The organism is Chryseobacterium proteolyticum (assembly GCF_046591535.1).
Classification (GTDB): domain Bacteria; phylum Bacteroidota; class Bacteroidia; order Flavobacteriales; family Weeksellaceae; genus Chryseobacterium; species Chryseobacterium proteolyticum.
The window spans coordinates 337548-356490 of record NZ_JBJLWK010000004.1 but is presented as its reverse complement, the minus strand read 5'-3'; the positions used below and the strand labels follow the sequence as shown (position 1 = coordinate 356490).

The following is an 18943-nucleotide window of genomic DNA, read 5'->3' as shown; positions in this document are numbered from 1 at the left end:
AAAACAACAGGAGATATCTCTTCATAATATTTTTGTTTCAACAAATTTAAATTATTTTTAAACATACCACATACATATTTAACATTATTATGTTAAAAAAACAAAGCCTTTCAATTATGAAAGGCTTACATTTAAGAGTATATTTTTAAAAATTAATTCCTGTTTTTCAACAATATCCATCCTGTTCGTAATTCTAATTTTTTACTCGCAGGATTCTCCCACTGTACTCTGTACCAATAAGTAGCAGTTGGCAGGGCTAATCCTTTTACTGTTCCATTCCAGGCAGGTTCTAACTTAGTAGCTTTAAAGAGTTCCTGTCCATATCTGTTGAAAATAGAAGCCGCAAAATTATTATATCCGCTTATTCCTGAAAAGTCGATTGTGTCATTCTTTCCATCTGAGTTAGGAGTGATAGCATTACTAATCACAAAGGTGAAGTAGCTTAATGAGGTACTACATTTGGCATCCTTTACCCTTACCATCAGATTATAATTTGTGTTATTTAGTACATTATTAAATATATTGGAATTCTGCCAGGTAAGCCCTCCGTCAATAGAATATTCCAATGTTCCTCCGGTAGGATTGGTTGCACTTAAAGTCAGCACATGGTTTTCATAAACAATATTGGTGAACTGTGGCAGATTAGGATTTAATAGCTGAGCGGTAAACGCTTTCGAACAGGTTCCATTACTTATGGTAACCGTATAGGTTCCTGTAATATTTGTTGAAATTGTTTGAGTCGTTGCTCCGTTACTCCATATATAAGTGTAATTCGGGCCACTTCCGGCATCCAGGATTCCTGTATCACCGGCACAAACATATACATCCTGTAAGGTAGAGGTAATAGCTGGCACCACTTCAATTGTAATCGTGGCAGGAACCAGTGATGTACATCCGTTCCCTCCCAGCGCATATACTGAGTAAGTTGTTGTAACCGTTGGAGAAACCACTTGGGTATTTCCGTTTCCGGTCAATCCGACCCAATTATAAGTAATCCCTCCGGAAGCTGTTAATGTAACAGATTCTCCGGCACATATTTTTGATTTTGAGGCAGTCACTGATGCAACCGGTGGCCCTACGATCACGGTAACCGTTGCAGGGTTTGTTGAAATACATCCATTAGCTCCTACAGCATATACAGTATAAGTTGTAGTGACTGTCGGAGAAACCGTTTGTGTACTCCCGTTTCCGGTTAGACCCGTCCAGTTATAGCTTACTCCTCCGCCGGCTGTTAAAGTCACCGACTCTCCTACACAAATTTGAGCGTGGGAAGAAGTTAAGGTTGCCGTTGGTGGTGTTTTATTTTCCACCACCGTAACATTGGCTGTGTAGCTACAGTTTACATTTCCAGGCTGTGTTGTATTCTGTACTGTTAATGTATACGTTCCCCCTGCATTAACAACCGGTGTTAATGTATTGGCCCCTGAAACAATATTGCCCCCTGTTGTAGTCCATAATATGGAAGAACCTGCCGGCACGACTGATGCCGATGCGTCCAATGTAATCTGTGTCGTGGTACATGTAATAGTTGGTGGAGTTGCAATCGTTAATGTTGTTTCGGCAGTTTTTAATAGCTGCAGATTGACTACATAACTACATCCGCCATTCTTCACCAGAACATAAACCGTTACATTCCCTGGCGTCGGATAAGCTGTTGGTACTGCAATCGTATTAGCGTTTCCTGCATTAGCGTCCGCTAAATTGGCATAGTAAGCAAAGGTTGCCGTTCCTACCGTTGTAATTTGTGGCTGAGCAGAAGTAAGATCATATGTTAAATTACCTGGTTGATAACATTTAAGCAAAGTAGCATTTTGCACTGTAATAGGTTGGGAAACCTCAATTGTTATACTTGCAGGATTTTGAGAAACACATCCATTTGCTCCAACAGCAGTTACCGTATAAGTGGTGGTAGTGGCTGGTGTTACGGTTTGCGTATTTCCCGTCCCCGGTAATCCCGTCCAATTGTACGTAGCCCCACCGGAAGCAGTTAATGTTACAGTCTCCCCTGCACAGATTAATACTTTAGTTGCCGATACAGTCGTAGTTGGAGGAGCACTATCCCCTACTACAGTAACGGTTGCAGTTGCTGTACACACTACATTTCCGGGCTGGTAGGTATTGGAAATAGTCAATGTGTAAGTTCCGGCCGCATTCACTACAGGAGTTAAAGTGTTTCCTCCGGAAACAATATTTCCACCTGTGGTAGTCCAGTTAAATGTAGATCCTGCAGGATATACAGAAGTCGATGCATTTAATGTTATTTGTGAATTAGCACATGTAAGCGCTGTAGGAGGAGCTATTGTCCCGGTCATTTGAGGGGCTTTGATCAACTGGAGCTGAGCTACTTTTGAACAAAATCCGTTTTTAACCAGAACATAGACCGTCTGTCCTCCAGGACTTGAATATGTCGCCGGTGTTGCTATCGTATTTCCATTTCCGGCATTGGCATCCGCTAAATTGGCATAATAAGCAAATGTAGCTCCTGGAGTTGTACTGATCGATGTTTGAGCAGCCGGTAAATTAAATATTGCATTTCCTGGAGCATAGCAGGCTGTCAACGTTGCATTTTGTACCGTAGGTGAAGTTCCGCCTACGATCGTTACAGTAGCCGTTCCGGGACATGTATTTCCTGCAAGAAGCACCTGAAGCGTATAAACTCCTGGTTGGGTCGCTGTATAAGTCGCGTTGGTAGCTCCAGCAATAGGATTATTATTCAAGAACCACTGATAGGAAGCCGTAGCATTCTGAATCGATGCAGTAAGTACCTGAGGAGTATTGTCACACATATTAATAGATGGAGGAAGCGCTACTCCTCCGGGACCTAAAATCTGAACTCCGATATCGAAGGATCCTGCTTCCAAAAAAACGGCAGAATCAAAATTTACGTCCTGATAATCCGCTAAAACCATTTTAAAATGATAGGTTTCACCTGGAATTACCGTTGCCTTTGCTGTTAAAGGAACCGTGCGTCCGTCAAAGTTGGTTTCAACCTGAGGATTATTCATTCCTGCAAAATATTGTGCATTTTTAGGACCACAAGCCAAGCCTGAAGGAATAATATTGGTTACACTTACAGGACCTGCACCATTGGGTAAAACTGCTAAATTAGTATAAGTAGGATCACCGACTTTTTTCAATAATAAGGCAAAGCCATCTGCGATACTACACGTAAAAGTTCCTGATGGTGAATATTCTTTAGAAGCAAATAAGTATCGAAAAGAAACTTCAGTAGAACTAGGTACAAAGTCAAATTCGATATAAGTAGCATCCCTTAAATTGGCATTATTAACATTCAGGGCTGTTGCTAAGTCAACGTCACCTCCTGAAGGAAGTGGATCGCTTAAGACACTTTGAAAGTTATTTCCTGCTTTTCTGGCAAATCCCGTTACAAGGACAATACCTTTTGAAAATGGAAAGTTGGTCCCTGCCTTATTAAAATAACCCCAGCTTCTGTTCTGATCTGTTGTTGGTAGATTAGGAGATACATTTACATTACTTACATTGGCTGTGGTACACGTAGAACCTCCTGCGATAAGAACATCTTTTACCAACTGAGTAATGTTATAGTTAGATTCTGGATATCCGGCTGCATTTACATCAATAAATGCTCCGGCTTTCATACTTTCAGCTGTAGGTTGTTTTAGTTTAATGTTTTGACCCCTGTTCTGGGAGAACACTATATTACCTGCAAGAACTAAAAATAAAGCCAGAAATAAACTTCTCATCCTCCTATTTAACATTTTATATTGTTTTAAACAAAAATACTATTTTTTTTAATTGAAACTCAAATCTATTCAAATTGTATTGTTAATAATGTAAACATATTTATCTTAAAATACTCTTTATAATTTAATAAAACACAAAAAGACTAACGAATCGTTAGTCTTTTTGCAAATATGATTAATATTTTATTCAAAATTCTTCAGGAGGATCCAGCCGGTTTTCACTGCTTTTTCCTTACTGGCAGGATCTTCAAAAGTCACCTGATACCAATATGATGCAGTAGGTAAACGCTTGCCCTGGAAATATCCATCCCAATAAGGCCTTACTTTTTCGGCTTTATAGACTTCTCGCCCGTAGCGATCAAAGATACTTGCAGTAAAATCTTTATACTCATTGATTCCTCTAAAATCGATGATATCGTTTACATTATCTCCGTTAGGAGTAATTACATTTTTCATCATAAATGTAAAGTATTCAAGAAACCCTACACAACTGGTATTCTTCACACGAACCCTGATCGATATCAGCTTATTTTTTGGAACATTATTGAATATATTGGAAGGCTGCCATGTTAATCCATTATCAATAGAATATTCTAAAATTCCGTTACTCGGATTACTTGCGGTAATAACCATCGTACCACTGGAGTTATAATCCACTTTAATGACAGTTGGTATCACTGCTTTAATTACCTGTGTTGTAAATACCTTAGAACAAACACCATTGTCAATAGTAACGGTGTACGTACCGTTTGTTGCTACAGTAATCGTTTGTGTTGTTGCTCCTGTATTCCAGGTATAAGTATAGTTAGGACCAGCTCCGGCATCTAACGTAATCTGATCTCCGGTACAGATCATTCCTCCGGTAAGATTAGAGGTAATAGCCGGAACCACTTCTACTGTTACCGTAGCCGGTTGTAATGATTTACAACCCTGCACACCAATCGCATATACGGTATACGTAGTCGTCTGAGTTGGACTTACTGTTCTTGTAGGTCCGTTTGTTGAAACGTCACTCCATTGGTATGTGGCACCACCAGAAGCTGTTAAAAGAACAGATTCACCGGAACAGATTTTCATTTTTGAAGAAATCAGCTGTGTTACAGGAGTCGCTTCTTTTCTCAATGTCAACTTTACCATTTTGCTACAAAATGCACCATTAGAAACTACTACATACAAAATTTGTCCGTCAGTCCCGTCGTAGCTGGCTAGGTTGTTTATGAAATTATTATTTTGGGCAACTGCGTCTGCCTGATTTACATAAAAGTGAAACACAGCTCCCGCAGTAGTACTGATCAATGGCATTGCTGTATTTAAATCAAAGTTTAAAGCATTTGGCGTCGTACAAATCTTAAGCACTGCATCATGTGCTGTAGGAGTTGTTCCTCCAACAATCGTAATAGTTGCTGATCCCGGACACTGATTTCCAGGTACCGAAACTTTCACCTCATAAACGCCAGGCTGTGTCGCCACATACTGAATGTTGGTAGCTCCCGGAATCGGAACGCCATCTTTAAACCACTGAAAGGTCATTCCCGGTACTGTAACTACCTGTGCTTTTAATATCTGTGGAGTATTATCACACATGTTTACCGTGCCCGGTAAAACCGTACCATTTCCATCAACAATTTTAATTCCGATATCAAAGGATCCACCTTCTAAAAAAACAGCTGAATCTAAACTTTGGTCATTGTAGTCTGATAAAACCATTTTAAAATGATAAGCAACACCAGGCGTTACATCGGCAATGGCTGTTAAAGGAATGGTTCTTCCGTTATAGTTTGTTTCTATATTTGAAGTATTATAACCCGCAAAATAAGAGTCGTTAAGAGCTCCGCAAGTTAATGGAGACCCATTATCCTGGTTTGCAGGACGTATATTCGTTACACTTACTGCACCTGCTGTTCCCGGAAGTACAGCGACATTCACGTAAGGTCCACCTGCTACAGGTTTTATCAATAATGCAAACGCATCAGAATAATTACACGGATAACCTCCTGTATATTCTTCAGAAGCAAATAAATAATTAAATTTTACCTGATTGGAGTTGGGTACGAAATCAAATTCCAATGCAACTGCATCCCGTTGGTTACTCAGGTTAGTTCCTGTAGCTGCTGCGAGGTCAGCATCACCTTGCATAGAAATACTTCCGGATAAGCTTCCGCTTACCAGAGAATTCCCGGCCTGTCTTGCATAACCCGTAGTAAGTACAATTCCGTCTTTGAAAGGAAAATTGGTAGTAGCTCTGTGAAAATACCCCCAAAATCTGTCATTATTTGCAACATCATGATTCGGGCTTACTGTAACATTCGTCACATTCGGAGTTGAGCAGTTTGTACCTCCGTTAATCAGGATGTCTGTAACAAGCTGTGTGGGCGTAAAAGCAGATGGAGCATACGAGGCAACATTTACATCAATAAATGCTCCAGCCTTCAGACTTGCTGCCGTACTTTTTTCCTTTTGTGGCTTTCTTTGAGGCAATTTCCCTACATTTTGGGAAAACGAAAAGAGCGGGGCTAATAGCAATATTAAAAAGAAAAAGTAGTTTTTTAGTCTATAATTTAACATTTTGGTATTGTTTGTTCAAAAATAGCAAAAATAAACATATGATGTTAATATTTTACGAATCAAAAGCAGTAATTAGATAAAATAAATACTAAAAAAATAATTCACTGAAATTAAACAATAACAGTATCCGTATTTGGAAATAAAATATTTAATATTTCGCTCAAAATCAGAAAAATTAAAATTTAAATAAAAATAAGACTTATAAAAAAAAGAGTTTCACACACTCAAGAAGTATATTGTATCTATATTGAACCATCTTTTTTTAGATCATCAATTTCATTCTGAAGCCTTAATATCTGATCTTTTAAAGCTTTTATCTCGTTCTTGTTGGAATTCACACTGCTTTTCAATATCACTTTTTTTGCCCGTTCATTATGATCTTCATCGTCTTCATCCTCATTGATCTCCTCAATATCTTCCTGAATATCTTCAATATCTTCGTTAATTTCTTCGATATCCTCACTGATCTCTTCGATATCTTCGCTGATTTCCTCTATATCTTCACTGATCTCTTCAATGTCTTCCTGAATATCCTCAATATCTTCCTGGATATCTTCGATCTTTTCGTGGCTCCTGTTAACAGACATCTGAATGAATATTGCCAGGTAAATGGCTTCCAATGAAACTACGGTAGTAAGGATAAGAAGCATTTTATCAAATTCTACAATATGAAGTAAAGGCAGCAGAAATGAAATAATAAAAAATAAGGTATGGGCTATAAGGGATGGAATAGAACCAATCCACCACGTAATTCCATTAGCAATCCTTTCAAGAACTTCTGTTTTTTCAGTGTTTGATTTCATTATTTCCTCTTTATAAAAATTCTTTACTAACTCCTAATCCAAATAATGCAAAATCATATTTTGCAGGATCCTTATCATCAAACTGCCTGATTACCTGATCGAGCTCTTCTACTGTTTTCCAGTCGTTCTGAGTTCTTGTAATCAGACTAAGCTTTCTCGAAATGTTCCCGGTATGAACATCCAGCGGAATCGACAGGTATTTCGGGTCTATATTTTCCCAGATACCAAAGTCTACACTTCGTTTATCTTTTCTAACCATCCACCGTAAGAACATAATGATTCTTTTGGAAGATGAATTTTTGTAAGGTGAGCTCACATGCTTATGGCTTCTGTGTTTAGATGTTTCTAAGAAAGAAGTCCTGAACCTTTCAATAGCATGCAAAAAATTAAATTCGGAATCTTTGATCAGGAAAAGATTTTCCAGGCTTTCATTTTCTCTGTAAACCTTATTAAATTGCTGTATAAAATAAGTAAAGTCTTCTCCGTTAAAAGTTCTGTGGATACTTTTGTCCCGAATCGAATCCAGATCTTTTTCTGAAAAATTCATAACAAAATCGTATGGAGAGTTCCCCATGATATCCAGCATTTTTTCTGCAGAACGGATAATAGATTTTCTGTTTCCCCACGATATGGTTGCGGCCAGGAAACCTGCAATCTCAATATCCTGCTTTAAGGAAAAACGATGGGGAATCTGGATCGGATCATCTTCAATAAAATCATAGTTATTATACTGATCCGATTTTTCATTCAAAAAATCTCTTAACTCTTCAAAATTCATAACTTCATCTAAATTTTCACACTTTCCAATGCTTTCGGCAGGAATGTATTAGGAAAAACAGTTCTTGCCTCATCGGTAAATACGGTCAGATCTCCATATCTGTTGGAAAAATGCCCAAGAATAAGTTTACCTACCTCCGCTTTCTGTGCTATCGTAGCTGCTTCCAAAGCCGTTGCATGTCCGGTATAATCCGCCATTTCCTTTAAATCATGTAAAAAGGTTGATTCATGATACAAAACAGTAACATTCTTTATAATAGGAATCACAGATTCCAGATATCTTGTATCACTACAAAAAGCATACGAAACCGATGGCATAGGATCCACTGTTAGGATTTCGTTTTTCAGAACATATCCGTCACTAAGCACAAAGTCCTTCCCTGCTTTTATATTATGATAATCACATACTTCAATTTCATTGTACTTGGCTATCTCCTTCATATTGATATGTCTGTCCTTCGGCTTTTCCTTAAAAAGATAACCGTTACAGTAAATCCTGTGATCCAAAGGAATTGTAAACACCTCTACTCTATTGTCCTCATAGATCTTTTCGGAATAATCCTTGTCCAGCTCGTGATAAATAACTTCAAATCCACGATGGGTTTCCGTAATGGTAAAAATGGTTTCCAGCATTTTTTTAATCCCCTTAGGACCATACACGTGTAAAGGAGTTTCCCTGCCCAGCAAACGGAAAGAAGCAATAAGTCCCGGTAACCCGAAACAATGATCCCCATGAAGATGGGAAATAAAAATATGATTAATCTTTGAAAACCTTGCTTTGGCTTTTCTCAACTGAACCTGTGTACCTTCTCCACAATCGATCAGGAAATGTCTTTCTTCCATTTCAAGCAACTGTGCCGTGGGAGAGGTATTAATCGTAGGAATTGCTGAATTAAAGCCTAATATCGTTAAATAAGTACTCAAATCAATAGTTTATTATAGCAAATGTACGACAGAAATTTTGGATATGCCTGTTTCTAAAACTATTATTGATATTCACCGGCAACTTTAAGGTGATCCAGAAACAAATCCAAAGCCTGTTTCCGGTGGCTGATCTTATTTTTGTCTTCAGGATTCATTTCAGCAAATGTTCTTTCATGCCCTTCCGGAACAAAAATCGGATCATATCCAAATCCTTTATGTCCTTTATTCTCTGTCAACAGATTTCCGTAAGCCCTCCCTTCAAAATATTGAGCTCCGTTTTCATCATAATAACATAAGACTGTAATAAAATAAGCTTTTCTGTTTTCAACGCCTTCCATTTCGCCTAAAACTTTTTCTATATTTTTTGCAAAATCATGATCTCCTGCATAACGTGCCGAAAAAATCCCCGGACGACCGTCCAAAGATTCCACAACCAATCCGCTGTCATCTCCAAGACTTGGAATCCCTGTCTTTTCAAAACAATATTTTGCCTTGATAAGGGCGTTGGCATTAAAAGAGTCTCCATCCTCTACAATCTCCTCGTGGATGTCGTAATCCGTAAGACTTTTGACGGTATAACCTCCTCCTAATATTTGTTGAATTTCTTCCTTTTTATGTTGATTGTGCGTTGCAACTAATAATTCCATATCCTTTTCATTTTTTTAATTAAATTTCAGCGTAATGTACCTTGTACTTTTTCATAAAGAGATAGTAAAACAGAGAAAAAAGTATAATCCCCACTACCAGCAATATCCATTCAGAAATTTTAAATGCTTCTGAAAAACTTTCATTTTTTGTATACGTAATCAATAATGATGAACATAAGTTATTAAAGCCATGCAGCAACATCGGCAATAAAAGCGACTTTGTTCTTTCATAAACAATCCCTAAAACGCAGCCCAGCAGAACTGCTCCCACAAACTGCCATGGATTCCCATGCACCAGTCCAAAAATAATGGAAGCATACAAGATCGCTTTCCAGGGTTTTACTCCTTTATTGATAAGTCCTTTCTGAATAATTCCTCTAAAAATAATTTCTTCAAAGATCGGAGCCATAATCACAGCCGTTATGATCATAACGACAGGATCATCTGTCAGCTGATTCATCAACTCACTGAAAAACTCATAATATTTCCCGAAAAAAGGCCCGGTTACAGGAATCTGAGAGGTTATAAACTCAGAAATAAACATCATCCCTATCATCATTGGAAAAATCAGAAGATAGGTATAGAAATTGGTAGGAGAAAAATTGAAATTCAGCTTTTGTTTTGTGGTAGGCCTAACAATGAAAAAATCAAAAAAAGCAATTGCCGTTAAAAATCCTGCTGCATTGGATAACATAAAAAACCAATCTTTGAGCTGTAGGTTTTCTTTAAAAATCAGCATCCAAAAGAAGTTCAGAAAAGTAACGAACAAGGTTCCCACAAATAATCCTCCTAATAAAACAACGCCACCGATCCATGTAAAAGTATAGTTTGGATATCTGCTGTTTTTCATGTTTTTCCTTTGTAATAATTAAGGAACAAAGGTAATTTTTTTGAAGGCCTTAAACAACAAAAAAAGAAAATTCTTAGGGCTGTTTAAATTCCGGAAAGTGATTCGGTTCCTACATTCCGGTTATCCTTTGATTCCGAATATACCGGAGAGTTTTCTTTTTGTTTTGTAATTTATTTGACAGCGTCATAAAAAATCACGATTTTTGCAACTTCAAAATACACTATGTCAGACTTAATCAAAGAAATACAAAAAAGAAAAACATTTGGGATTATTTCTCACCCTGATGCCGGAAAAACAACCTTGACGGAAAAGTTACTTCTTTTCGGGGGAGCTATTCAGGAAGCTGGTGCAGTAAAATCCAACAAGATAAAAAAAGGAGCTACCTCCGACTTTATGGAAATTGAAAGACAGAGAGGGATCTCTGTTGCCACTTCCGTATTGGCTTTTGAATACAAAGGGCACAAAATAAACATTCTGGATACTCCCGGGCACAAGGATTTTGCCGAAGACACGTATAGAACATTAACTGCAGTTGATTCCGTAATCGTCGTGATAGACGTGGCAAAAGGAGTTGAGGAACAAACAGAAAAACTGGTTCAGGTTTGTAGAATGAGAAACATCCCGATGCTGGTTTTCATTAATAAACTGGACCGTGAAGGTAAGGATGCTTTTGACTTGTTAGATGAAGTTGAACAAAAACTGGGTCTTAGTGTAGTCCCTCTTTCCCTGCCAATTGGAATGGGTAGTGACTTCCAGGGTATTTATAATATCTGGGAAAACAATATCCAGTTATTTCTGGAGGAAAAAAAGCAAAAAGTTGGTGAGACGGTTAAATTTGATGATATCAACGATCCTGCCATCGATGAACTGATCGGGGAAAAAGCGGCTAAAACTTTACGTGATGAGCTGGAGCTCGTGCAATCCGTTTACCCGGAATTCAGTCGTGAAGATTATATGAAAGGTGATTTACAGCCGGTTTTCTTTGGATCTGCTTTGAACAACTTTGGGGTACGTGAATTATTGGATGCTTTTATAGAAATTGCACCGATGCCACAACCTAAAGAAAGCGATACCCGAATTGTAAAACCTGAGGAAAATAATTTTACAGGATTCGTTTTCAAAATCCATGCTAATATGGATCCTAAACACAGAGACCGCCTGGCATTCGTTAAAATTGTATCCGGAACTTTTAAAAGAAATGAAAATTACTTATTAGTAAGAGAAGGTAAAAAAATGAAATTCTCATCTCCGAATGCTTTCTTTGCAGATAAAAAAGAAGTAGTAGATGAAAGTTTCCCTGGTGATATTGTAGGATTACACGATACGGGAAGTTTCAGGATTGGTGATACATTAACCGGTGGAGAAAAATTGAGCTTTAAAGGAATTCCTAGTTTCTCTCCTGAACATTTCCGTTATATCAATAATAACGACCCACTTAAAGCTAAGCAATTGGCTAAAGGTATCGATCAGCTAATGGACGAGGGGGTTGCTCAGTTATTTACCCTTGAAATGAACAACCGAAAAATAATCGGAACGGTAGGTGCGCTTCAATATGAAGTTATTCAATACCGTCTTGAGCATGAATACGGAGCAAAATGTACGTACGAACCTCTTTCTATGCACAAAGCATGTTGGGTGGAAGCAGATGAGAAATCTGAGGAATTTAAAGAATTTGCAAGGCTGAAACAGAGATTCCTGGCAAGAGATAAGTATAACCAGCTTGTATTTTTAGCAGATTCTTCGTTTACCATCCATATGACTCAGGAGAAATTCCCGAATGTCAAACTCCATTTCATCAGTGAGTTCAGTCAACAATAAAAAATTGTTACCCAATAATTTAAAACCGTTCAGTATCTGCTGAGCGGTTTTTTTGTACAAAATCTATAAAACAAAAGCATTCTCCATTTGTAAAATAGTTTTACAAACAATACAAACGCCTCATTACATAGCACTTAAGATTTTACCGAAAGAATACAGTCTTTTTACAAGCGAAGCTTTGATCACCCAGCTAATTTTACCTCATCAAAAAAATTAATCGTATGAAAAAGTATATCTTACTTATTGCTTTATCCACCTCCTTTATAGCATGTAAAAAAAGTGAAGCAACGCAATCTCAGCTGAAAGAAGCTGTACAATCTGTTGACAGTTCTGTTGTTGCCGCATCAGAAGGCATCAATAAGATGGCCAACACTGCAGATGCTGTATTTGATTCTGCAAATGTAAAAATCAAAGAATTTGATCAAGCTCAAAGCAACCTCAAAGAAACTATTGAAGCGACCTCAAAAAGTGTGGACTCCCTTTCGCAGCAGATTACTTCCACCCGGCTTGAATCAAAAAAAGAAAAGAAAGATTCTACGGAAAAAAAAGCTGAAAAAATGGTGATCAATGTTCCTTCTCCAAAGATCATTAGAGAAACCCGGGTTGTTTATAAAGATAAAAACAACAAGGCAAATGAAGAAGCAAATATTTCTAAAAACAAAATGATAAAAACGGGTACCCTGGAATTAAAAGTTGAAAACGCCGAAACAGCCAAAGACCTTGTAAGCGAGCAAATAAGAAAATATGATGGTTTTATAAGAAGTGAAAGTATTTCTTCGGGTAATGATGATAAGAAAACGGCTTATCTGCGAGTAAAGGTTCCCATCCAGAAATTTGAATATCTTATGGCTGATCTCAGTAGTATCGGCTCTGTTGAAAAAAAAAGAAACAGAAGTTTCTGGGCAGAATTATCTGGAAAATACTATGTGTGACCTGGAAATTACTTTGTACGGAACAACATCATGGTATGCGGAAGATAAAGAACCTGAAACTTTTGGTAATCGCTCGATCGCTGCCATCTCTTCAGGATGGGATGTTATCACAGGTATTTTTTTATTTTTCCTGCCTTTCTGGCCTGTATTCCTTATCGGAGGGATCGGATATTATTTTTACAAAAGAAAAAACAAAAATATTCCCAAAAGCCCTTCTCATTAAGTACAAAATCACCTTCAGACCTGGGGGTGTTTTATTTTTAATTTTTTTTTTAATGCCCGGAAGGTCATAAAGAAAATATTCTTTACTAACTTTATGATACAGAATTAAAAAACGAACACCTGGCAGTATAGACCAATTTCCAAAGTCCGGTCAGGTGATTATTAAATAAAATCTTACTTTATTCAATACATAGATAAAGAAGATCATATAAAAGAAACAATATTATATCTTAATATTTTGTGGTGCGTGTATATGAAAGGCTCTCGATCGAGAGCCTTTCATTATTTCATATTCACTACTTTATCTACAACATACCTGGTATTTCCTCTCCATGGTAAGGCTCCTTTATATTCTTTATAATGAAGATCAAAGCTTTTACCACTGTTGGTTTCAAGTTGTTTAAAAACTTCAGGATCGTTTACAGAAAACTCAAACTCGTAGCTTGTTATACTTCCTGTTTTTCCCCGGCCGAAGCCTTCCTGAATCAATTTACCTTCATACGTCTTAAAAACATATCCTTTCTTAATCGCGTAATTCAGATAACCTGATTTTACTCCTTCTCCGAAAACGAAGAAGTATTTATACCATACAAATACTCCTAAAAGAAGTACAATGACTCCGAGAGTAATCCACCAAGTTTTTTTCATAAATAGTTGTGTTTGTTTGTTTTTTTATTTTGAAATACTTCTTGAAATCACAATTTTCTGGATTTCAGAAGTTCCTTCATAGATCTGGGTGATCTTAGCATCACGCATAAATCTTTCCACGTGATATTCTTTCACATATCCATAGCCACCATGGATCTGTACTGCTTCAATAGAAGTATCCATTGCTACCTGGGAAGCATATAACTTTGCCATCGCTCCACTTTCAGAGATATCTTTTCCTGCATCTTTTTCAGTTGCAGCCTTAAAGCAAAGCATTCTGGCAGCTGTAATTTGCGTAGCCATGTCTGCTAATTTGAAGGCAATAGCCTGGTGGTTGATAATTTCAGTTTTAAACGCTTTTCTCGTTTTAGCATATTTCAAAGCCAGCTCATAAGCTCCGGAAGCAATTCCCAAAGCCTGAGAAGCAATCCCGATTCTTCCTCCATTTAGTACAGCCATAGCAAAATTGAATCCAAATCCATCTTCTCCGATTCTGTTCTCTTTTGGTACTTTTACGTTATTAAAGATCAAAGAGTGTGTATCACTTCCTCTGATTCCCAATTTATCTTCTTTCGGTCCAATTTCAAAACCTTCCCATCCTCTTTCCACGATAAACGCATTGATTCCCTTATGCTTTTTCTCAGGGTCAGTTTGTGCAATAACGATGTAATAAGTAGCCGTACCTCCGTTGGTAATCCAGTTCTTGATTCCGTTCAAAAGGTAATAATCTCCCTTATCCTCTGCAGTGGTCTTTTGTGATGTCGCATCAGATCCTGCTTCAGGCTCAGATAAAGCAAATGCACCAATTACCTGTCCACTTGCCAAAGGGGTAAGATATTTTTGTTTTTGTTCCTCAGAAGCAAATTTTTCCAAACCTGCACAAACTAATGAATTGTTTACAGACATTACAACCGCTGCAGATGCATCTACTTTTGCGATCTCCTCCATTGCCAAAACGTAAGAAACACTATCCATTCCTGCTCCACCGTACTTCGGATCTACCATCATCCCTAAAAGCCCCATTTCACCCATCTTCTTTACCTGCTCAGTCGGGAATTTCTGATCGCGATCTCTTTCAATAACCCCTGGTAATAGTTCGTTTTGTGCAAAATCTCTTGCTGCCTGCTGTATCATCAGCTGTTCTTCGGATAAATTAAAGTCCATAAAAATTAATAATTAGATGGTCGTAAATTTACACTTTTTAAGCAAATCTGAAAAAATAATTACTATTGGAAAATTCCAGTGAGGTTTATGCTATTTTCACAAAAATGCTTATATTTAGATTTCCTTAAAAATTACATAAAAAATTATGACGATCAAAAGATTATTCGATATACCTCACTATGCTTTGGAGAAATTTCCTAAAACGGACATGTTCGTTACAAAGTATCAGGGTGAATGGAAAAAAACATCTACACAGGAATTTATCAATCAGGGAAACAAAATATCCAGGGGACTTTTAAAGCTTGGAATAAAACCCGGAGATAAGATTGCACTCATTACCACCAATACCCGTACGGAATGGGCGGTGATGGATTTGGGACTCTCCCAGATCGGTGTTGTTTCAGTCCCTGTATATCCAAGCATATCCCATGAAGATTACGAATTCATCTTTAATAATGCCGAAATACAATATTGCTTTGTTTCTGATAAAGAATTGCTTGCTAAAGTAATGAAGGTGAAACATAACATTCCTTCTTTACAAGGGGTTTTCACATTTGATATGATCAGTGGTGCTCCAAACTGGCGTGAAATTTTGGATCTGGGTGAAGATGATTCTACACAAATTGAAGTGGAAGATCTTTCGAATGCCATTAATTCTGAAGACCTGGCCACCATTATTTATACTTCAGGAACTACAGGAAGGCCTAAAGGAGTAATGCTTACCCACCATAATATCGTTTCCAATGTTCTGGGTTCTGTTCCAAGGATTCCCAAGAAAAGAAGCCTTGACTATAAAGAAACAAGAGTGTTAAGCTTTTTGCCGATCTGTCATATTTTTGAAAGAATGCTTTTCTACCTGTTCCAATACAATGGGTTCTCCGTTTATTTCGCTGAAAGCATTGATAAAATGGGAGAAAATGTAAAGGAGGTAAAACCTCATTATATGAGTGTTGTTCCGCGATTGGTAGAAAAAGTATATGATAAGATTTACAACACCGGATCTTCAGCAGGAGGATTAAAATCAAAAATCTTTTTCTGGGCCCTGAACCTGATCTCAAAAAAGAAAGAAGTTTCAAAGCCTTCCGGTCTTTTGGAACTTATTGCTGATAAACTTGTATTTTCAAAATGGAGAGAAGGTCTGGGAGGTGACATCATCACTTTGGTTTCAGGTTCTGCAGCACTTTCCACAAGATTAAACCTGATGTTTCAGAATGCCGGGATTCCTATTCTGGAAGGATATGGATTAACGGAAACATCGCCCGTGATCTCCGTAAATAGTTTTGATAAGATGAAAATCGGAACCGTAGGACTTCCATTGGATAATTTACATGTAAAAATCCAGGAAGACGGTGAAATAACAGTAAAAGGTCCTTCTGTTTTTAAAGGTTATTTTAAAAATGAAGAAATGACAAAAGAAGTTTTTACTGAAGACGGATATTTTAAAACCGGAGATATTGGAAATATTGATGCTGACGGCTTTCTACAAATCACCGATCGTAAGAAAGAAATGTTCAAAACATCCGGAGGTAAATATATTGCACCACAGATTATAGAAAACCTGGCAAAAGCTTCTAAATTCATAGAACAGATTATGGTAGTCGGTGACGGCGAGAAAATGCCATGTGCACTTATTCAGCCAGACTTTGAATTTGCCAAAAGCTGGGCTATGAGAAATAATCTGAATGTAGGCTCTACTCCTCAGGAAATTGCAAAAAGCCCTGAATTAAAAGAAAGAATAGAAAAAGAAATTGATGGCATTAATGAACATCTCGGAAACTGGGAAAAAATTAAAAAGATTGAATTGACTCCTGAAGTATGGAGTATTGAAGGAGGTCTTTTAACGCCTACTCTTAAACTCAAGAGAAAAGCGGTCAAAGAAAAGTTTATTAATTTATACAATAAAATGTATGAGCATCATGAATAAAATAGTAACCGCCCTTACAAGGGCGGTTTTTTATGTTTTATATATTTCTTGTTCATCCTTATAAAGTCACATAAAATTTCATCATTATAAATATTTTAAATACAATTCTTAAATTTTATTATTCAAATAAACGCAATAAAGTTTTAATTAACATAATTTTCATTTTTTTATTGTTTTTTAATAATACGACCACCCCGTTAGGAACAATTATTGAACTGTCTGTTATACACCAAAACAGAATATTATGAAAAAGTTGATATTGCTAACCCTGGGTTTAGGGATATTTGCAGTGAGTTGCGGAACCAAGGAGGCCCAAATGTCATCAGGAACTACAGATTCTACAGCAGTAGATAAAACTGTGAAAACAGCCCCTTCTACTACTGATACAGTCAAAACAAAGACATTACCTCCTGATAGTATCAAAATGAAAATGGATACGGTAAAAGCTCCCGCAACCCGATAATAAATTTTTAACCTAAATATGGAAAATCCGCAGCTGAAACGCTACGGATTTTTTTATGGAGTACAGATTTTGATTTTGGTGTACATATTGAACAGCCCCTGAACCTTAAACAGGAAACACTGCAATAATAATTTTAGTTTTCGTGATTAGTGGTATTGCTTTCAAAAGTACAAATTCCTCTCTATGAAAAATTGTAAAATTGTAAACCTGGCTAAAGAAACAACCATTTTACTTTTCCTTCGGAATATACCTTGTCAAAAAATTTTCTTGGGGTAAAACCTGTGAGCGCTTTAAAATCTTTTATCAGGTGGGATTGATCATAAAACAAGTGATCATAGCTTAGTTCGGTAAGAGTTTTCTTCCCGACATGCTCCAGGAGAGTTTCTCTGAACCGTTGAATTTTCCTGAAATCGGACGGACTTTTACATAAATAAAGATCGAAAAGCTTATTAATCGTCTGCCTTGTTGTTTTATATTCGCAGGCATGAGCTTCTATAGACTTATCCAGGTCCATCAGTACATCACCCACCAATTCATTAAGGAATGCATGATTGAAACCTATATACCTGGACATCCAAAAATCTTCAATCATTTCTACTCTTTTTTCAGGATCCTGTTCTTCTAAAATCGGAATCATTGAGGCTTCAAAATCATCATAAGGGAAAAACATTTTGGAAAAGTCCTTGTTATATTCTTTCAATGGCCGTTCTAAAAAAGCATTTAATCCCAATGGCTTAAAGTAAAAGGTTATTTCATTTAAGCAGCCTTGTATTAATACTTTTATAGGCCTTTTATAATGGCATATCAAGTCTGATGAAAATCCGCCGTTATTTTTTTCAATGACCCGTATCTCATTATTTTCAAACTGCAACTCTACATTCCGGGATATTGATACAATACTGTAGTTATTAGGAAAAGTGAGATACTCTATATCCTCTGAATACCGGCTTTTATTCAGGAAATAATAACCTTCCAGAAAATTAGCCAGCGTGGGATTCTTAGGTTTCATCAATTGCAGTTCCATGTCTTTTTCTTTATAATGCTTTGATATACAATCGGTCTCAAAAATAACTGAAAAATTACATTATCTCGTATTTTTATAATGAATATTAGCTTATATACTATTAATACTAATATTTTTCTATATTTGATCAACAAACATTAAAAGAAATTACTATGAAAAAATTATGGATCGGAACAGTTTTAGGGTTATTTATTATGAGCAGCTGCGCCCAGAATAAAGAAAAGCGGGAAGAATTTAAAGATGAGCATGATAAAAATGCCATGAGAAATACAATGGGAGATTCTGCAGTTGCCAACTCTGACACGGCTCAAACCAGCCCATCGGACAGTTTAAAAGCAAAAACAGATTCTACAAAAACAAAATAATAAAATAATCCGCAGAAATTCTGCGGATTTATTTTTACATAGAAGAAGAGCCCCAATCAACTGGTATTAAAAATTTATCATTAAAATAGATA

The 18943-nt window shown here is 36.9% G+C and carries 16 protein-coding genes; 6 read left to right on the top strand and 10 right to left on the bottom strand.

The window, feature by feature from the left end; all coding sequences use genetic code 11:
- Positions 1-152: 152 nt before the first annotated feature.
- The 7 genes from ACJ5H0_RS17375 to ACJ5H0_RS17345 all read right to left on the bottom strand — a co-directional run bounded on the left by ACJ5H0_RS17375 (position 153) and on the right by ACJ5H0_RS17345 (position 10291).
- A complete protein-coding gene (locus tag ACJ5H0_RS17375) occupies positions 153-3725 on the bottom strand; it encodes a choice-of-anchor L domain-containing protein (RefSeq protein ID WP_411250901.1) in 3573 nt (1190 codons plus the stop codon).
- Positions 3726-3908: 183 nt separating this feature from the next.
- Entirely contained in the window at positions 3909-6203 is a 2295-nt protein-coding gene (locus ACJ5H0_RS17370; RefSeq protein ID WP_411250898.1) for a choice-of-anchor L domain-containing protein, read from the bottom strand.
- 329 nt (positions 6204-6532) lie between these two features.
- Positions 6533-7093 carry a DUF1003 domain-containing protein gene (locus tag ACJ5H0_RS17365; protein WP_172277396.1) on the bottom strand — a complete coding sequence of 187 codons (561 nt, stop codon included), beginning with the start codon at positions 7091-7093 and terminating at the stop codon, positions 6533-6535.
- Positions 7094-7103: 10 nt separating this feature from the next.
- The gene (locus tag ACJ5H0_RS17360) at positions 7104-7871 is read right to left on the bottom strand and encodes a TIGR02757 family protein (protein WP_273647390.1); all 768 of its coding nucleotides are present in this window, start codon (positions 7869-7871) and stop codon (positions 7104-7106) included.
- 8 nt (positions 7872-7879) lie between these two features.
- The gene (locus ACJ5H0_RS17355) at positions 7880-8794 is read right to left on the bottom strand and encodes a ribonuclease Z (protein ID WP_273647389.1); all 915 of its coding nucleotides are present in this window, start codon (positions 8792-8794) and stop codon (positions 7880-7882) included.
- Between the two features lie 62 nt (positions 8795-8856).
- Positions 8857-9441, bottom strand: a complete 585-nt coding sequence (gene rdgB, locus ACJ5H0_RS17350; RefSeq protein ID WP_273647388.1) for an RdgB/HAM1 family non-canonical purine NTP pyrophosphatase — start codon at positions 9439-9441, stop codon at positions 8857-8859.
- A 19-nt stretch (positions 9442-9460) separates the two neighbouring features.
- Complete coding sequence (locus tag ACJ5H0_RS17345; protein WP_273647387.1) at positions 9461-10291, bottom strand: CPBP family intramembrane glutamic endopeptidase; 831 nt, start codon at positions 10289-10291, stop codon at positions 9461-9463.
- A gap of 222 nt (positions 10292-10513) precedes the next feature.
- Between ACJ5H0_RS17345 and ACJ5H0_RS17340 the strand changes: the two genes are divergently transcribed.
- From ACJ5H0_RS17340 to ACJ5H0_RS17330, 3 genes are all read left to right on the top strand, one after another.
- The gene (locus tag ACJ5H0_RS17340) at positions 10514-12109 is read left to right on the top strand and encodes a peptide chain release factor 3 (protein ID WP_172277381.1); all 1596 of its coding nucleotides are present in this window, start codon (positions 10514-10516) and stop codon (positions 12107-12109) included.
- A 221-nt stretch (positions 12110-12330) separates the two neighbouring features.
- Entirely contained in the window at positions 12331-13041 is a 711-nt protein-coding gene (locus tag ACJ5H0_RS17335) for a DUF4349 domain-containing protein (protein ID WP_411250892.1), read from the top strand.
- Positions 13034-13264 carry a hypothetical protein gene (locus tag ACJ5H0_RS17330; protein ID WP_411250890.1) on the top strand — a complete coding sequence of 77 codons (231 nt, stop codon included), beginning with the start codon at positions 13034-13036 and terminating at the stop codon, positions 13262-13264. Before ACJ5H0_RS17335 ends, ACJ5H0_RS17330 begins: the two co-directional genes overlap by 8 nt.
- Positions 13265-13545: 281 nt before the next feature.
- Here ACJ5H0_RS17330 and ACJ5H0_RS17325 read toward each other — a convergent pair whose 3' ends face one another.
- Both ACJ5H0_RS17325 and ACJ5H0_RS17320 read right to left on the bottom strand, forming a co-directional pair.
- The gene (locus tag ACJ5H0_RS17325) at positions 13546-13911 is read right to left on the bottom strand and encodes a hypothetical protein (protein WP_172277375.1); all 366 of its coding nucleotides are present in this window, start codon (positions 13909-13911) and stop codon (positions 13546-13548) included.
- Positions 13912-13935: 24 nt separating this feature from the next.
- Entirely contained in the window at positions 13936-15075 is a 1140-nt protein-coding gene (locus tag ACJ5H0_RS17320; protein WP_172277372.1) for an acyl-CoA dehydrogenase, read from the bottom strand.
- A gap of 145 nt (positions 15076-15220) precedes the next feature.
- Between ACJ5H0_RS17320 and ACJ5H0_RS17315 the strand changes: the two genes are divergently transcribed.
- Complete coding sequence (locus tag ACJ5H0_RS17315) at positions 15221-16999, top strand: AMP-dependent synthetase/ligase (protein WP_411250887.1); 1779 nt, start codon at positions 15221-15223, stop codon at positions 16997-16999.
- Positions 17000-17243: 244 nt separating this feature from the next.
- Positions 17244-17462, top strand: coding sequence for a cytochrome C551 (locus ACJ5H0_RS17310; protein WP_172277366.1), 219 nt, complete (start codon positions 17244-17246; stop codon positions 17460-17462).
- Between the two features lie 211 nt (positions 17463-17673).
- On the opposite strand, the gene ACJ5H0_RS17305 is transcribed toward ACJ5H0_RS17310, so the two are convergent.
- Positions 17674-18486: a helix-turn-helix domain-containing protein gene (locus tag ACJ5H0_RS17305; protein ID WP_411250884.1), complete on the bottom strand. Its 813-nt coding sequence runs from the start codon at positions 18484-18486 to the stop codon at positions 17674-17676.
- A 152-nt stretch (positions 18487-18638) separates the two neighbouring features.
- Here ACJ5H0_RS17305 and ACJ5H0_RS17300 point away from each other — a divergent pair, with 152 nt between their 5' ends.
- Entirely contained in the window at positions 18639-18851 is a 213-nt protein-coding gene (locus tag ACJ5H0_RS17300; protein WP_411250881.1) for a hypothetical protein, read from the top strand.
- The last annotated feature ends 92 nt before the right edge of the window (positions 18852-18943 follow it).

Excerpts from the sequence above, each read along its gene's own strand:
- ACJ5H0_RS17330 (WP_411250890.1), top strand. The coding sequence starts at position 13,034 with ATGTGTGACCTGGAAATTACTTTGTACGGAACAACATCATGGTATGCG.
- ACJ5H0_RS17325 (WP_172277375.1), bottom strand. The coding sequence starts at position 13,911 with ATGAAAAAAACTTGGTGGATTACTCTCGGAGTCATTGTACTTCTTTTA.
- ACJ5H0_RS17335 (WP_411250892.1), top strand. The coding sequence starts at position 12,331 with ATGAAAAAGTATATCTTACTTATTGCTTTATCCACCTCCTTTATAGCA.
- ACJ5H0_RS17365 (WP_172277396.1), bottom strand. The coding sequence starts at position 7,093 with ATGAAATCAAACACTGAAAAAACAGAAGTTCTTGAAAGGATTGCTAAT.
- ACJ5H0_RS17315 (WP_411250887.1), top strand. The coding sequence starts at position 15,221 with ATGACGATCAAAAGATTATTCGATATACCTCACTATGCTTTGGAGAAA.
- ACJ5H0_RS17300 (WP_411250881.1), top strand. The coding sequence starts at position 18,639 with ATGAAAAAATTATGGATCGGAACAGTTTTAGGGTTATTTATTATGAGC.
- ACJ5H0_RS17310 (WP_172277366.1), top strand. The coding sequence starts at position 17,244 with ATGAAAAAGTTGATATTGCTAACCCTGGGTTTAGGGATATTTGCAGTG.
- ACJ5H0_RS17305 (WP_411250884.1), bottom strand. The coding sequence starts at position 18,486 with ATGGAACTGCAATTGATGAAACCTAAGAATCCCACGCTGGCTAATTTT.
- ACJ5H0_RS17320 (WP_172277372.1), bottom strand. The coding sequence starts at position 15,075 with ATGGACTTTAATTTATCCGAAGAACAGCTGATGATACAGCAGGCAGCA.
- ACJ5H0_RS17375 (WP_411250901.1), bottom strand. The coding sequence starts at position 3,725 with ATGAGAAGTTTATTTCTGGCTTTATTTTTAGTTCTTGCAGGTAATATA.
- ACJ5H0_RS17345 (WP_273647387.1), bottom strand. The coding sequence starts at position 10,291 with ATGAAAAACAGCAGATATCCAAACTATACTTTTACATGGATCGGTGGC.
- rdgB (WP_273647388.1), bottom strand. The coding sequence starts at position 9,441 with ATGGAATTATTAGTTGCAACGCACAATCAACATAAAAAGGAAGAAATT.
- ACJ5H0_RS17340 (WP_172277381.1), top strand. The coding sequence starts at position 10,514 with ATGTCAGACTTAATCAAAGAAATACAAAAAAGAAAAACATTTGGGATT.
- ACJ5H0_RS17360 (WP_273647390.1), bottom strand. The coding sequence starts at position 7,871 with ATGAATTTTGAAGAGTTAAGAGATTTTTTGAATGAAAAATCGGATCAG.